At 67.1% G+C, this 15,210-nt stretch carries 10 protein-coding genes; 2 read left to right on the top strand and 8 right to left on the bottom strand.

From position 1 onward, the window contains the following. Nucleotides 1–28: 28 nt before the first annotated feature. From gltB to pilM, 8 genes are all read right to left on the bottom strand, one after another. Complete coding sequence (gene gltB, locus RSO68_RS11205) at nt 29–4,477, bottom strand: glutamate synthase large subunit (protein ID WP_315586649.1); 4,449 nt, start codon at nt 4,475–4,477, stop codon at nt 29–31. 478 nt (nt 4,478–4,955) lie between these two features. Further along, nucleotides 4,956–6,062: a 3-dehydroquinate synthase gene (gene aroB, locus RSO68_RS11200; RefSeq protein WP_315586648.1), complete on the bottom strand. Its 1,107-nt coding sequence runs from the start codon at nt 6,060–6,062 to the stop codon at nt 4,956–4,958. A gap of 4 nt (nt 6,063–6,066) precedes the next feature. Then, a complete protein-coding gene (aroK, locus tag RSO68_RS11195; protein WP_315586647.1) occupies nt 6,067–6,609 on the bottom strand; it encodes a shikimate kinase AroK in 543 nt (180 codons plus the stop codon). Next, nucleotides 6,609–8,663, bottom strand: coding sequence for a type IV pilus secretin PilQ (pilQ, locus tag RSO68_RS11190; protein WP_315586646.1), 2,055 nt, complete (start codon nt 8,661–8,663; stop codon nt 6,609–6,611). The genes aroK and pilQ overlap by 1 nt, the downstream gene beginning before the upstream one ends. 60 nt (nt 8,664–8,723) lie before the next feature. Then, a complete protein-coding gene (locus RSO68_RS11185) occupies nt 8,724–9,254 on the bottom strand; it encodes a pilus assembly protein PilP (protein WP_245781478.1) in 531 nt (176 codons plus the stop codon). Beyond that, nucleotides 9,251–9,877 (bottom strand): type IV pilus inner membrane component PilO, encoded by a 627-nt coding sequence (gene pilO / locus RSO68_RS11180; RefSeq protein WP_315586645.1) that lies wholly within the window; start codon nt 9,875–9,877, stop codon nt 9,251–9,253. Before pilO ends, RSO68_RS11185 begins: the two co-directional genes overlap by 4 nt. Then, nucleotides 9,874–10,449 (bottom strand): PilN domain-containing protein, encoded by a 576-nt coding sequence (locus tag RSO68_RS11175; protein WP_089848488.1) that lies wholly within the window; start codon nt 10,447–10,449, stop codon nt 9,874–9,876. The genes pilO and RSO68_RS11175 overlap by 4 nt, the downstream gene beginning before the upstream one ends. Next, nucleotides 10,446–11,507, bottom strand: coding sequence for a type IV pilus assembly protein PilM (pilM, locus tag RSO68_RS11170; RefSeq protein WP_089848487.1), 1,062 nt, complete (start codon nt 11,505–11,507; stop codon nt 10,446–10,448). The genes RSO68_RS11175 and pilM overlap by 4 nt, the downstream gene beginning before the upstream one ends. A gap of 266 nt (nt 11,508–11,773) precedes the next feature. Here pilM and RSO68_RS11165 point away from each other — a divergent pair, with 266 nt between their 5' ends. Then, the gene (locus RSO68_RS11165; protein WP_315586644.1) at nt 11,774–14,308 is read left to right on the top strand and encodes a penicillin-binding protein 1A; all 2,535 of its coding nucleotides are present in this window, start codon (nt 11,774–11,776) and stop codon (nt 14,306–14,308) included. Between the two features lie 105 nt (nt 14,309–14,413). After that, nucleotides 14,414–15,181 (top strand): DUF481 domain-containing protein, encoded by a 768-nt coding sequence (locus RSO68_RS11160; protein ID WP_315586643.1) that lies wholly within the window; start codon nt 14,414–14,416, stop codon nt 15,179–15,181. The last annotated feature ends 29 nt before the right edge of the window (nt 15,182–15,210 follow it).

Genomic DNA, 15,210 nt, shown 5'->3' with positions numbered 1-15,210 from the left:
TTACTCATTCCGGCTGACGCCGCCTCACTCACTCCGGCCTGCGCCGAGACTCGGCCAGCAGGCTGCTCAGGCTCGCCGCCTTGGGCTTCACCAGCCAGAAGTGGCGAGTGAAGTCGCTGAAATCCTCGAGGATCGCGCGGCCGCGCTCGGAGCCGGTCTCGGCGACGAATTCCTCGATGACCTCCCGCAGGTGCCGCCGGTAGGCCTCCATGGCCTCGGTGTTCACCCGATGGATCTCCACCAGTTCGTGGTTGTACTTGTCGACGAAGGTGCGGTCCTCGTCGAGCACGTAGGCGAAGCCGCCGGTCATGCCCGCGCCGAAGTTGACGCCCACCTCGCCCAGCACGCAGACCATACCGCCGGTCATGTACTCGCCGCAGTGGTCGCCGGCGCCCTCGATCACCGCATGGGCGCCGGAGTTGCGCACGGCGAAGCGCTCGCCGGCGGTGCCGGCGGCGAACAACTTGCCGCCGGTGGCGCCATAAAGGCAGGTGTTGCCGATGATCGCCGTCTCGTGACTCTCGAAGGCACTGCCGGCCGGCGGCACGATCACCACCCTGCCGCCGTTCATGCCCTTGCCCACGTAGTCGTTGGCATCGCCCTCCAGATAAAGGTGCAGGCCGCGGGCGTTGAACACCCCGAAGCTCTGGCCGGCCACGCCGGCGAAGCGGGCGATGACCGGGGCATCCTCGAGCCCCGCCTCACCGTAGCGCTTGGCGATGGCGCCGGAGATCAGCGCGCCCACCGAGCGGTCGCAGTTGGTGATGGTGAAGTCGAACTCGCCGCCGGACTTGGCCTCGATGGCCGCCTCGAGGGCCTTAAGGACCTCCTGGTTCTTGGCGCCCGGATCGTGGGGCACGTTGCGATTCACCCGACAGAACTGCGGCGCATCCTCGGGCACGAAGTCGTTGCCCAACAGGCCCGACAGGTCGAGCTTGCGCTGGGAGGCGGTGACGCCCTCGATCGCCTCGAGCAGGTCGGTGCGGCCGATCAGGTCGGTCAGCTGGCGTACCCCGAGCAGGGCCATCAGCTCGCGCACGTCCTCGGCGATGAAGCGGAAGTAGTGCTTGACCATGTCGACGGTGCCGCGGAAGTGCTCGTCGCGCAGGTACTGCATCTGAGTGGCCACACCGGTGGCGCAGTTGTTGAGGTGGCAGATGCGCAGGTACTTGCAGCCCAGTGCGACCATCGGCGCGGTGCCGAAGCCGAAGCTCTCGGCGCCGAGGATCGCCGCCTTGACCACGTCGAGGCCGGTCTTCAGGCCGCCGTCGGTCTGCAGTCGAATCTTGTCGCGCAGGCCGTTGATGCGCAGCGCCTGGTGCACCTCTGGCAGACCCAACTCCCAGGGGCTGCCGGCATGCTTGATGGAGGTCAGCGGGCTCGCCGCGGTGCCGCCATCGTAGCCGGAGACGGTGATCAGGTCGGCATAGGCCTTGGCCACGCCGGTGGCGATGGTGCCGATGCCGGGCTCGGAGACCAGCTTCACCGAGACCTGGGCGTCCGGGTTGACCTGCTTCAGGTCGAAGATCAGCTGCGCCAGGTCCTCGATGGAGTAGATGTCGTGGTGCGGCGGCGGCGAGATCAGGGTCACGCCGGGCACCGAGTAGCGCAGCCGGGCGATCAGCTCGTTGACCTTGCCACCGGGCAGCTGGCCGCCCTCGCCGGGCTTAGCGCCCTGGGCCACCTTGATCTGCAGCACCTCGGCGTTGACCAGGTAGGCCGGCGTCACACCGAAGCGCCCGGAGGCGATCTGCTTGATCTTGGAGCTTCGGATGGTGCCGTAACGGGCCGGATCCTCGCCGCCCTCGCCGGAGTTGGAGCGCCCGCCGGCCTCGTTCATGGCCTGGGCCAGCGCCTCGTGGGCCTCCGGTGAGAGCGCCCCGAGGCTCATGCCGGCACTGTCGAAGCGCGGCAGCAGGTCCTCGACGGCCTCGACCTCCTCGAGGGGCAGCGGCTTGGCGGCCGGCTTGAGGGCGAGCAGGTCACGCAGGGTGGCCGGATCGCGCTCGTTGACCAGCCGGGCAAACTTCTTCCACTTGGCGTAGTCGCCCTCCTGAACCGCCTCCTGGAGCGCCGTGACCACGTCGGGATTATAGGCGTGATACTCGTGGCCGTGGACGTACTTCATCAGGCCGCCCTGGGCGATGCCCTTGCGCGGCGTCCAGGCCTCGCGTCCCAGCAGCTCCTGCTGCAGCTGCAGTTCGCTGAACCCGGTGCCCTCGATGCGTGACGCCATGCCGGTGAAGCAGAGATCGACCACCTCCGAGGAGAGACCCACCGCCTCGAACAGCTGGGAGCCGCGATAGGAGGCCAGGGTCGAGATGCCCATCTTGGAGAGGATCTTGTAGAGCCCCTTCTGCAGGCCCTTGCGGTAGTTCTCGCGCGCGTCGGCGGGGTTGCCGACCAGCTCACCTGCCTGGTGCATGTCGGCCATCACCTGGTAGGCCAGCCACGGGAAGACCGCGGTGGCGCCCACGCCGAACAGCACCGCCATCTGGTGGGCGTCCCGGGCGTAGCCGGTCTCGACCACGAGGTTACAGCGCGGGCGCAGCGCCAGGCGGCCCAGATGGTGGTGGACGGCGCCTACGGCCAGCGCCGCATGAATCGGCACCTGCCCCTTGCTCAGCTCGGCGTCCGAGAGCACCAGGATCACCTTGCCGTCATGGACGGCCTGCTCGGCACGGCGGCAGAGCGCATGAATCGCGCCCTTGAGGCCGATCTCCTGGGGATCGTAGCCAAGCGGCAGGACGTGGCTCGTAAAGGCCGGGTCGTCCTGGTGCATCAGCGCGGCGAACTTGCGCGGCGAGAGCACTGGGGTGGTCAGGATGATGCGGTGGGCGTGCTCCGGGGTCGCCTTGAAGACGTTGAGCTCGGCGCCGATGCAGGTCTCCAGCGACATCACGATCGCCTCGCGCAGCGGGTCGATGGCGGGATTGGTGACCTGGGCGAACTTCTGGCGGAAATAGTCGCTGAGCAGGCGCTGCTTGCCGGAGAGCACCGCCATGGGCGTGTCGTCGCCCATGGAGCCGACGGCCTCCTGGCCGCTCTCGGCCAGCGGGCGCAGCACCTGGTCGCGCTCCTCGAAGCTGACCTGGAACATCTTCTGCTGGACGAGCAGCGCGTCCGAGTCCATGGAATGGAAGTTGGCGAGCTCGGTCAGCGCCGATTCGAGGTACTGGGCCTCCTGCTTCAGCCAGCGCTTGTAGGGGTAGGCGGCCTTCAGGCGCTGATCGATGTCGGGGGTATGCAGCACCTCACCGGTGTGGGTGTCGACGGCGAGGATCTGGCCGGGGCCGACCCGCCCCTTGGCGACCACATCCTCGGGCGCGTAATCGTAGGTGCCGATCTCGGAGGCCAGGGTGATATAGCCGTTCCGGGTGATCACCCAGCGCGCCGGGCGAAGGCCGTTGCGGTCGAGCATGCAGACCGCCTGGCGGCCGTCGGTCATTACCACCCCGGCCGGGCCGTCCCAGGGCTCCATGTGCATGGAGTTGTACTCATAGAAGGCGCGCAGGTCGGCGTCCATGAGCTCAACGTTCTGCCAGGCCGGCGGCACCATCATGCGCACCGCGCGATGCAGCTCCATGCCGCCGGTCAGCAGCACCTCGAGCATGTTGTCCATGCTCGAGGAATCGGAGCCGCTGGTATTGACGATCTCGTCGAGGCCGGCGATCTCGGGCAGCCGCTCGCTCAGGAAGTTCTCCTTGCGGGAGTTCGCCCAGCCCCGGTTGGCCTCGACGGTGTTGATCTCGCCGTTGTGGGCCAGCAGGCGGAACGGCTGGGCCAGCGGCCAGCGCGGCGCGGTGTTGGTGGAGAAGCGCTGGTGGAAGACGCAGATCGCGGTCTGCAGGCGCGCATCGCCCAGGTCGCGATAGAAGGCCGGCAGGTCCACCGGCATCACCAGACCCTTGTAGGAGAGCACCTCGGCGGAGAGCGAGCAGACGTAAAAGTCCGGCTCGTCGCGAAGCTTCTCCTCGGCGCGGCGGCGGGCCATGAAGAGATCGACGTCGAAGCGCTCATGCCCCTCGGCACCCGGTTCCACGAACAGCTGGCGGATGCGCGGCAGGCAGTCCAGCGCCATGGGGCCGCAGACGCTGGAATCCACCGGGACCTCGCGCCAGCCCGCCACCTTAAGGCCACGCGCCTCGAGCTCGGCGACGAGGATCTCGCGCCCGTGGGCCTCGCGAGCGTCGTCGTCGGGGAGGAAGATGGCCCCTACGGCATAGCGCTCGCCCAGGGCCACGCCCAGCGCTTCCTTCGCCACCTCGCGCATGAAGGCATCCGGCATCTGCAGCAGCAGCCCGCAGCCATCGCCGGTCTTGCCGTCGGCGGCGATGCCGCCACGGTGGGTCATGCAGGTCAGTGACTCGATGGCGGTCTTGAGCAGATCGTGACTGGCCTGGCCCTCCATATGGGCGATCAGGCCGAAGCCGCAGTTGTCACGGAACTCGCCGGGCTGATGGAGACCTCTGTTCATGGGCGTGCCTCGGGTTGAGTGGTTTCTTTGGCAGTCATCGCATGGTATTGTTTTCGGTTTTTCTTTTTCCATGTCGCTCCCGACGGGAGCGGGGACTGCTCTGTAAAAGGCCGACCAGCATAGCCAGAGGCGCGCCCACCGCGCAATCGACCCCACCCGACACCCCCATGAAAAACCGCCGCCAAATCCGCTACTTGCACGATGCCTCAGGCAAAAAAACTCGCTAACTCAATAGCTTGCAAAGCCGAACAACGATTCTTAAACGCCAAGCAAAGACCGTTAGACTTTAGTCCAACAGCCCGCGATTTGGCCATGCCGATCCGGCATGAGGCATGCGAATGGCTTAAAGGAAGCGCCACCCAGGACGCCGACGCACCCCAGACACGACGACGCCCGCGCAAGGGCGGGCGTCGAATAGAACGGCTATTGAGTCGATGCACCAAGGCACCGAAGAAAGGCACCGAGCACCGTCAAACGCTCAGCGACGAGGGAAGGCCTCGATGAGCGAGGCCAGGATCTGTGGCGGCGTCTCGTCATGGATACAGGCATCGCCCAGCGTGCGCAGCAGGATCAACCGCAGGCGGCTGTCGAGGTTTTTCTTGTCCAGGCTCATGATGGCGAGAAAGTCCTCCACCACCATCTCGGCAGGGGCCGCCAGCGGCAGGCCGGCGGCCTCGATGAGCGTGCGCACGCGGGCCACCTCGGCCTCGCTGAGCCACCCCAGGCGGCACGAGAGCTCGGCGGCCATCAGCATGCCGGTACCGACGGCCTCGCCGTGCAGCCAGTGCCCATAGCCCTGATGCGCCTCGATGGCGTGGCCGAAGGTGTGACCCAGGTTGAGCAGCGCCCTGACGCCCTGCTCGGTCTCATCCTCGGCGACGATCTCGGCCTTGAGCGTGCAGCTGCGCTCGATGGCCCGGGTCAGGGCGGCGGCGTCGAGACCCCGCAGCAGGGGCATCTCGGCCTCGAGCCAGGCCAGGAAGTCGGCGTCGCGGATCAGCCCATACTTGAGCACCTCGGCGAGCCCCGCCGAGAGCTCGCGCGGCGGCAGCGTCGCCAGAGTGTCGGTGTCGATCAGCACCGCGCGGGGCTGCCAGAAGGCGCCAATCATGTTCTTGCCACGCGGATGGTTCACACCGGTCTTGCCGCCCACCGAGGAGTCGACCTGGGCGAGCAGCGTGGTCGGCACCTGTACGAAGGCCACCCCGCGCTGGTAGCAGGCGGCGGCGAAGCCGACCATATCCCCGGTCACTCCGCCGCCGAGCGCGATCAGGGTGCAGCGGCGATTGAAGCCGGCGTCGAGCAGGGCATCCCAGATCCGCTCCACGTGAGCCAGCGTCTTGGTGGCCTCGCCGTCGGGCAGCACCAGGGTGCGCACCTCGAGGTCGTCGGAAAGCCCCTGGGTCAGCTTGTCGAGATAGAGCGGGGCCACCGTCTCGTTGGTGACCACCATGACCTGGCGCCCGGCCAGGTGCGGCGTCAGCCACTGCGGGTCGCCCAGCAGGCCGGGGCCGATATGGATGGGGTAGCTGCGATCGCCAAGCGCCACCTCGAGGGTGGACGGGGCTGCGGGGGTCTCGATCATGGACTCAGGCCTTGCATTGCAGGGGATCGACCAGGCGCGACACGCGCCGCACGATCTCGTTGACCACGGCACGCGGGCCGCGACGGTCGGTGCGGATCACCACATCGGCGGTGGCGCGGTAGAGGGGGTCACGCAGCGCGAACATGTCGCGCAGCACGGCCTCCTTGTCGGGGCGCTGCAGCAGCGGTCGATTGCGATCCTTCGCGGTACGCCGCAGCTGCTGATCCACGGTGGTGAGCAGGTAGATCACGGTGCCGCTCTCGCGCAGCACCCGACGATTCTCTTCCCGCAGCACGGCACCTCCGCCGGTGGCGATGACCACGTTTTCGTAGTGCGTCAGCTCACGGATCATCTGCGACTCGCGATCGCGAAAGCCCGCCTCGCCCTCGACGTCGAAGATCCAGGGGATATCGGCGCCGCAGCGCGCCTGGATCTCGTGGTCGCTATCGTAGAACTCGCGTGACAGTTCGGCCGCCAGAAGGCGGCCGATGGTGCTCTTGCCGGCCCCCATGGGGCCGATCAGTATCAGGTTCGGTAGTCCCTGCATCAGCGAATGGCCAGGTTGTCGTCCAGTATTCGGGGCGTGATGAATACCAGCAACTCTACCTTATCATTGGTGCTCTCGGTATAGCGGAAGAGGTTACCCAGCACCGGCAGGTCGCCAAGGAAAGGCGTCTTGAAGAGATTGCGCACCTCGTCGGTCTTGAGGATGCCGCCCAGCACCACGGTCTCGCCGCTATCGACCAGCACCTGCGTCTCGATCTCGTTGGTGTCGATGGAGGGCACGCCGTTGAAGAGCTCGCCCACGGTGTCGTTGTTGATCACCAGGTCCATGATGATGCGATTATCCGGGGTGATCTGCGGCGTCACCTCCAGCGCCAGCACGGCCTCCTTGAACTCGACGTTGGTGGCGCCGCTGGAGGAGGCCTCCTGATAGGGGATCTCGGTGCCCTGCTTGATCACCGCGGTACGCTGATCGGCGGTGATCACCCGCGGCTGGGAGATGGTCTGGCTCTTGCCCTCGCTCTCCAGGGCACGCAGCTCGAGATCGAGCAGGACATCGCCGGACAGGTAACCAAAGGCGAAGGACGTGGCGGGATCGCGATCGCCCCCCAGGTCAACGGCCAGGCCGCCGTTGTCGGCACTGCCACTAGAGGCGCCGTCGGCGTTGAGCCCATTGGTTGGATCAACCTCGTTATTGGAGAGCCCCCAGTTGACGCCCAGCTCGCGGGTGGCGCTATCGCGCGCGATGACGATACGCGCCTCGATCTGCACCTGACGCACCGCCACGTCCAGGGTCTCGAAGGTCGCGAGGACGTCGTCGATATTCTCGGCGGTATCCTGAATCAGCAGGGTATTGGTGCGCGCATCGACCGCCACCTTGCCGCGCTCGGAGAGCAGGCCGAAGCCCTGATCGCCTCCGCGCAGCAGGCGCGCCAGATTCTCGGCCTTGGCGTACTTGACCTGGACGTACTCTGACTCCAGCGGCGCTAGCGTCTCGAGCTGCTCACGCGTCTGCAGCTCGATCTGTTCACGCTGCGCCAGCTCCGCGGCCGGCGCCACCACGATGACGTTGCCCTGCTGACGGCTGGCCAGGCCGTGACTCTTGAGCACCAGATCCAGGGCCTGATCCCAGGGCACGTTCTGCAGATTGAGGGTGACGCTGCCGGTGACGCTGTCGCTGGCCACCAGGTTGAGGCCGGTGAAATCGGCGATGATCGCCAGCACCGAGCGTACCTCGATGTCCTGGAAATTGAGGGTGATGCGCTCGCCAGTATAAGGAAACTGCTCGCGGACGCGCTCCTCCTGCTGCGCCTGGGTGACCGGCTCGGCCTCGATCACCAGCTGGCGGCCGGTCAGAGTGGAGAGCATGGCGAATCGCCCCTCGCCCTCGATCTCCAGGGTCACGCCGTCGCGCCCGACGCGCGGGACGACGCGCTTGAGCGGCGTGCCGAAGTCGCTGACGTCATAGACCTGATCCAGCGAGGCCGGCAGCCGAACATCGCGCAGGTCGGCGATGATGCGCTGGCCGCTCTCGCGCACACGCGCATCCACGCCGGAGCGATCGAAGGTGACGACCAGCCGTCCCGCGCCGCCATCGCCGCGGCGAAAGTCGATGTCCTGAATACTGGGCTCGCGGTACGCCTGGCTCGATGGCTGGGTCGATGGCTGGGTCGACGACGCCGTAGGCCGCGTGGAGGGAGCCTCGGCCGGCTGAGCGGCCCCGCCGCCGATGGAGAGCAGCAGGCGATCGCCCTGCTGACGGGTGTCGTAGGGCAGGGGCCCCTCCAGCTCGAAGACCAGCCGCGTGCGCGACCCCGCCTCCAGGGCCGTGACTCGCTGGACGCCACCCATGCCGAGCTCCTCGCGGCGGCGCTCCAGGGCGCTGGCCGTGCCCATCAGGTCGATGGTCAGGCGAGCCGGCTCGTCGAGACGATAGCCACGCACCTCGGGCACCGGTCCGCTGAAGTCGAGCGCTATCTCTACGCCTCCGTCGCTGGCTTGGTGAAAGGCCAGATCGGTGAGGGTGGAGGCCGCCACGGCAACCGTGGAGACCGCCAGCAGCGCCACGATGGCGAGACCACGAATCATCGCATGCATTGTTCCCTTCTCCCTGCGGACCCCGGCCAGCCACCCGTCCGGTGGCATGGCATGAATGTGTTATGCGCCCTCACCCAGGGCGATCTGCCTGGAGCGCTCCTGCCAGGTATTGTTTTCCAGCACGGTCTCCACCAGCACCAGAGAGGACTCGGTGATGCTCACGATGCGCCCGTGATCGTGGCCCATGTAGTCGCCGACCCCCACTCGATGGACCTTGCCGCCGGGCCCGCGCACCAGCGCCGACGGCTTACCGCCCACCGTCAATATCCCCACCAGATCCAGCTCGGCGAGATCGTAGGCCTCGAGCGGCGCTCGCGGGCGATCCGAAGAGGGTGCCAGGTCGCCGGCCTGCGGAGCCACTCGCCGATCCTGCATGCGATGCGGGACGAAGGGGCTGCGAGCCTCGTTGCCAACGTACGACACCCGATCGATCGGCGGAATGTCCGGGAGGTCCAGCTGGGGCACCTCCCCCGGATTCGCTCGCACCTCGACCAGCCGCTGTTCGAGTTGGCGCAACTCAGGATCCGCGCAGCCAACTAACAGCCCCATGCCGACGGCGAGAAACGCGTATCGCAGACTGATACGGGTCACGGGGCCTCCTCGTCGGGCTGGCGGTAGCTGTAGGTGCGGGCGAGCATGGAGAGCTGCAGTTGCTGGCCCTGCGCTTCCTCGACGGGCTCGAGCGTCAGATCATGCTGGGTGACGATGCGCGGCAAGCCGGCGACCGTGGCCAGAAATTTCGCGATGCTGTGATAGCCGCCCTGCACGCGGATATCGAACGGCTGCTCAAGGTAGAACTCCTGGGCGACGGGACTGCGCAGGCGGATGAATTCGATGGAAAGCTGGTTACTGATCGCCGCTTCGCTGATGTTATCGATCAACGACGGCACCTCGGCATCCGTGGGCAGCATCTCGCGAAGATCGCCCATGCGCTCATCGAGCACGGCCATCTCTTCACGCATGACGTCTAGATGCGCCGCCTGCGCCGCCTTGCTTCGATAATTCCCGATCAGCCGCGCCTCTTCCGCCCTGGCCTGCTCCAGCGCCTCGGCCTTGGGCGCCCCCAGATACCAGTACATGCCGGCCAGGGTCAGACTCAGCGTCAGCACGCAGCAGATCAGCTGCAGCAAGAAGGGCCAGCTACCGGCCTCCTTGATATCCAACTCGCCCCAGTCGACGCTTTTCAGTCGGCGCCACTCATCTGCCCACCTCATGGCTCTCCCCCCGGCGCGTCATCGGGCGCAGACGGCAGGTGCTGAGTGAGGCTCAAGCTGAAACGCCGAAGCGCTCCCTCCTGCTCGACTTCGACCTCGGACAGCACTGGCCGAGAGAGGGAGGCCGCCGCATCCAGCGCCCGCAGCTGGTCGGAGACTTGCCGATTGTTCTCGGCCACGCCGGTCATTCGTAGCGTGTCTCCCTGTCGATCGAGCCCGGTGTAATGCACCCCGTCGACAAGGCTATCCACCAGGTCGTTGAAGACGTGAACGGTCTGCGCGCGCCCGGTCTGGAGCGCCGTGAAGACCCGCACCTGGGACTCCATGGTTTGTCGAATCTGCTCCAGCTCGCTGATTTCGCGTATCGCGGCGTCGAGCTTCTGGGCTTCGGCCGCGACGAACCGATTGCGCTCCTGCTGAGCACTCAAGCGCTGATCGTAGTGCCAGGTCATGCCGTAGCCGCCGCCCAGGCCGACCAGCGCGCTCAGCGCCAATGCCAGGGTGAATCGCTTGCCGCGACGAGCGCGCATCTCCTCCCGCCAAGGGAGCAGATTGATCTCGATGGTGGTCATTTACCCACCCTCATCGCCAGGCCGCAGGCGGTCAGCATGGCCGGGGCATCACCGGCCAGGGTCGGCACGTCGATCCGGGCGTTGACCTTCATGCGGCGAAAGGGATTGGCGATCACCACCTCCATACCACTCTCTTCGGCCAGCCGCTCGGCCAGGCCCGGCAGCACGCTGGTGCCGCCGGCCAGGATCATGTGGCGCACCTCCTGCTTGCGCCCGGCGGTATAGTAGAGCTGCAGCGAGCGTCCCACCTGCTGAACCAGGGTATCGAGGAAGGGATCGAGTACGCTGCGCTGGTAGTCGTCGGGCAGGCCGCCACGCTTCTTGGCGAGCCCCGCCTCCTCGAGGGTCAGCCCATAGCGGTTCTGGATCTCGTCGGTCAGCTGGCGGCCGCCGAAGACGGTGTCGCGGCTGTAGGTGACGCGCCCGTCGCGCAGCACCTGAAAGGCGTTCATGGTGGCACCGATGTCGACCAGCGCCACGCACTCTTGCTCGCCACCCTCCGACGGCAGCTGATGGCGAAGCTCCTGAAAGGCGCGCTCCACGGCGAAGGTCTCGACGTCGACGGCCGCCGGGGTGAGTCCCGCCTGCAGCACCGCGTCGGTCAACTGGTTGACGTCCTGCTGGCGACAGGCCACCAGCAGGACGTCCTGCTGATCACCGTAGCGTGAATTGAGGCCGAGGCGCTGGAAATCGAAGGCGACTTCATTGAACGGAAACGGAATGTGTCGGTCCGACTCGAGCTGGATGCGCGTCTCGATCTCGCCATCGTCCAGCGAGGCGGGAAAGGACAGCACCTTGGTGATCGCGGCACCGGCCGGCACGGCCACGGCGGCGTTGCGGCTGCCGGGCCGGGCATGATCCACGGCCCGTCTGAGGGCGTCCACCACGGCCGGCATGTCGCGGATCCGCCGCTCGATCACGGCGCCCTCGCGCAGAGGCCGCACGGCGTAGCTTTCCACCTGATAGTGGCCACCCGCGCGCTTCAGCTCGATGACCTTGACGGTAGCCGAGGTGATATCGACACCGATCAGTCCCTTACCGGGTGCTCTTAGTCGCATCGTGTGCCATGCCCCTGCCTGATCCGTGCGTTCTTCCGCTTACTATGATGATTCATTTCAAACCGGGCCATCACGCATGATAATCGTCATGCCCAAGTGCGTAATCGCACATTACATGATATTGCCGAATCTCACACGATCAGCGGTGTCGCCAGGCGTCAACGCTGGTGACCTCTCCCTCGTCTTCCTATAATGGCCGCCGCGAGGGAAGGCCCATTGCATCGCCACCACTCCGCCCCCGTTCCCAGCATGGATACCGCATTTTCATGAAGTTTCTTAGAACCCTGGTCGTTTCCGTCCTCTGGCTGCTGGTCTCACTGTCCGCCGCCGGCGTGCTGGGCGTGGTGGGTGCCGCGCTCTACTTCGCCCCCGGCCTGCCCGACGTGCGCCAGCTGCAGGGCTTCGAGCTGCAGACGCCGCTGCGTATCTTCACCCGCGACGGCAAGCTGATCGGCGAGTTCGGCGAGGAGCGCCGTACCCCGGTGGAATATGCCGAGATCCCCGAGGAGCTGATCGACGCCCTGCTGGCGGCCGAGGACGCGACCTACTTCGACCATGCCGGCGTCGACCCGAAGGGCCTGCTGCGGGCCGCGGTGGAGCTGGCGGCGAGTGGCGGCGATATTCAGTCCGGCGGCTCGACGATCACCATGCAGGTGGCGCGCAACTATCTGCTCACGCTGGATCAGACCTTCACCCGCAAGATCCGCGAGATCCTGCTGGCGCTGCAGATGGAGCAGATCCTCTCCAAGCCGGAGATCCTCGAGCTCTACGTCAACAAGATCTATCTCGGCAATCGGGCCTACGGTATCGCGGCGGCCTCCGAGGTCTACTACGACCGGCCACTGAGCGAACTGACCCTGGCCGAGAAGGCGATGATCGCCGGCCTGCCCAAGGCGCCGTCGGCCTTCAATCCGCTGGCCAACGCCGAACGCGCGCTGATTCGCCGCAACTGGATCCTGTTTCGGATGCGCGAGCTGGGCTACATCGACGAGGCCGCCTACGAGGAGGCCGTACAGGCGCCGGTCACCGCCCGCCGCCACCTGGCCCAGGTCGAGGTGGAGGCCGACTACGTGGCCGAAATGGCGCGCCAGTTCGCCATCGAACGCTATGGCGACCGGGCCTATACCGGCGGCTATCGCATCCACACCACCCTGGACAGCGAGCTGCAGCCGCTGGCCGGGCGCGCCCTGGCGAACGGCCTGATCGAGTACGATACCCGCCACGGCTGGCGCGGCCCGGAGCAGACCGACATTCCGCGCAGCCTGGCCGAGGCCCAGGAGCGCACCGACCGCGAGGGGCTCGAGGAGGAGCTAGCCGAGTCGCCGGAGATCATGCAGACCGCACGGCGCGCCGCCGAACGCAGCCAGACCGAGATCGAGGGCATCGAGGGCGACGTCAGCAACTGGCTGCAGGTGCTCGAGCGCACGCCCGCCTTTGGTCCGCTCAAGCCCGCCATCGTGGTCGAGAGCGAGGGCCGCGAGATGCGCGTCCTGGCGCGCGGCGGCAGGCTCATCACCCTGCCCTGGAACGGTCTGGAGTGGGCGGATCCCTACTTGAGCCCCTACAGCCGCGGCACGCCACCGAATTCGGCCGACGACATCGCCGAGCGCGGTTCGCTGGTGCGCATCCTCGAGAACGAGGACGACAGCTGGCGGCTCTCCCAGCGCCCCGAGGCCGAGGGCTCGCTGGTGGTGATGGAGCCCGACACCGGCGCCATCCTGGCCCTTCAGGGCGGCTTCGACTTCGACGCCAGCAAGTTCAACCGCGCCACCCAGGCGCGCCGACAGGCCGGCTCGATCTTCAAGCCGTTCGTCTACCTCGCGGCGATCAACAGCGGCGAGATGAACCCGGCGAGCGTGGTCAACGACGCCCCGGTGGTACTGCAGGACGGCAGCGACGAGCTGTGGCGCCCCTCCAACTCCAGCGGCGACTTCCTCGGCCCGACCCGACTCAGGACCGCCCTGGCACGCTCGCGCAACCTGGTCACCATTCGCGTGCTGCAGTCGCTGGGCCTGGAGCGCACCATCGAATTCCTCGAGGGCTTCGGCCTCGATCCCGACCAGCTGCCGCGCGGCCTCTCGCTGGCGCTGGGCAGCGCCAGCCTGACGCCGCTGGAGATGACCAACGCCTATGCGGTGCTGGCCAACGGCGGCTTTCAGGTCTCCCCCTGGTTCATCGACCGGGTGACCCGTGGCGATGACGAGGACACCTCCGTCGTCGACGAGGCCTCGCCGCGCGTCGCCTGCCGCGACTGCAGCGACGGTCAGATCATGGTCGAGCGCGACGGCGAGACCTACGAGGTAGCGCCCCGCGTGGCCGACCCGGCGGCCGTCTATATCCTGCGCGACATGCTGCGCGACGTGGTCGAGCGCGGCACCGCGCGCCGCGCCCTGGCCCTGGAGCGTGGCGATATCGTCGGCAAGACCGGCACCACCAACGATCAGCGGGACGCCTGGTTCGCCGGCTTCAACAGCGATCTCGTGGCCACCACCTGGGTGGGCAAGGACAACAACGAGAGCACCGCCGAGTACGGCTCGCAGGTCGCCCTGCCGATCTGGATGGATTTCATGGGCCAGGCCCTGAACGGGCAGCCCGAAAGCTGGCCAGAGCGGCCCAGGGGCGTGGTGAGCGAGCGAATCGACCCCGACACCGGTCGTCGCCTGCGCGAAGGACAGAGCGGCGGCATCGAGGAACTGTTCATGGTCGACCACCTGCCTGGCTTCCAGCCACGCCGGGTCGAGCAGGAGGTCGAGCGCGAGAGCGGCTCCCAGGGCACTGGCGCCTACGAGGCCATCTTCTAGGCCGCCACCGCCTCTCCGCTTCGGGCGGCCGCCAGGCCGCCCCACCCTTTGCATCGATGCCGCCCTGTCGGCAGACGCCGACAGCGGCACCCCCAGAGATTGACCATGTCGTACCCATCCTCCTCCTTCCGGCTGCCTCGTTGGCTAGCCTTCGGTGGGCTGCTGGCGATCGCCGGCGCCGCTCAGGCCAGCCCCTTCTACGCGCCGCCACCCCCGCCCGAGGAGCACCCTGAGGGACTCACCGGCAGCGCCGAGCTGGGCTATACCCACCTGTCGGGCAACACCAACAGTCAGACCTTGATCGCCAAGGGCCGACTCACCTGGCTGACGGGAAGATGGACGCACACCCTGCGCGGCGAGGTGCGCAACGTCTCCCGCGACGGCGAGACCAGCGCCGAACAGTACCTGGTCGCCGGCCGCGAGCGCTTTGAGCTCGAGGGGCCCCACTACGCGTTCGGCTTCGCCCGCTGGGACCGCGATCGCTTCAGCGGCTACGAGCAGCAGTTCACCGCCATCGGTGGCTATGGCCGCGACCTGCTCGACGACGCACGTCAGCAGCTCTCGCTGGAGGCCGGACCGGGCTATCGCTACGATCGCATCGTGGACAGGGAAGACGAGTCGCTGGGCGTGGTCTACGGCGCCCTGGCCTATGCCTGGGACTTCTCGGAGACCGCCAGTCTCGGGCAGGAGCTCTCGGTGGAAGCCACCGACGCCAACGTCACCTCTCGCTCGCTGACTTCGCTCACCGCGCGCCTCAACGCCCACCTGGCCCTGAAGCTTTCCCACGAGATCAAGGACACCTCGCGCCCGCCCGAGGACGCCGAGGCTCGCACCGATCGCACCACCTCGGCCTCCCTGCTCTACAACTGGTAGACCGCATCCCGGCAGCCCATTGCCCAGAA

It is taken from the genome of Halomonas saccharevitans (assembly GCF_032333995.1).
In the GTDB taxonomy this organism is placed as follows: Bacteria; Pseudomonadota; Gammaproteobacteria; order Pseudomonadales; family Halomonadaceae; genus Halomonas; species Halomonas saccharevitans.
The sequence above is the reverse complement of the archived record's forward strand: the minus strand, read 5'-3'. Positions and strand labels throughout refer to the sequence as shown.

Excerpts from the sequence above, each read along its gene's own strand:
- aroK (WP_315586647.1), bottom strand. The coding sequence starts at position 6,609 with ATGCAGGGACTACCGAACCTGATACTGATCGGCCCCATGGGGGCCGGC.
- RSO68_RS11165 (WP_315586644.1), top strand. The coding sequence starts at position 11,774 with ATGAAGTTTCTTAGAACCCTGGTCGTTTCCGTCCTCTGGCTGCTGGTC.
- aroB (WP_315586648.1), bottom strand. The coding sequence starts at position 6,062 with ATGATCGAGACCCCCGCAGCCCCGTCCACCCTCGAGGTGGCGCTTGGC.
- gltB (WP_315586649.1), bottom strand. The coding sequence starts at position 4,477 with ATGAACAGAGGTCTCCATCAGCCCGGCGAGTTCCGTGACAACTGCGGC.
- RSO68_RS11175 (WP_089848488.1), bottom strand. The coding sequence starts at position 10,449 with ATGACCACCATCGAGATCAATCTGCTCCCTTGGCGGGAGGAGATGCGC.
- pilM (WP_089848487.1), bottom strand. The coding sequence starts at position 11,507 with ATGCGACTAAGAGCACCCGGTAAGGGACTGATCGGTGTCGATATCACC.
- pilQ (WP_315586646.1), bottom strand. The coding sequence starts at position 8,663 with ATGCATGCGATGATTCGTGGTCTCGCCATCGTGGCGCTGCTGGCGGTC.
- RSO68_RS11160 (WP_315586643.1), top strand. The coding sequence starts at position 14,414 with ATGTCGTACCCATCCTCCTCCTTCCGGCTGCCTCGTTGGCTAGCCTTC.
- pilO (WP_315586645.1), bottom strand. The coding sequence starts at position 9,877 with ATGAGGTGGGCAGATGAGTGGCGCCGACTGAAAAGCGTCGACTGGGGC.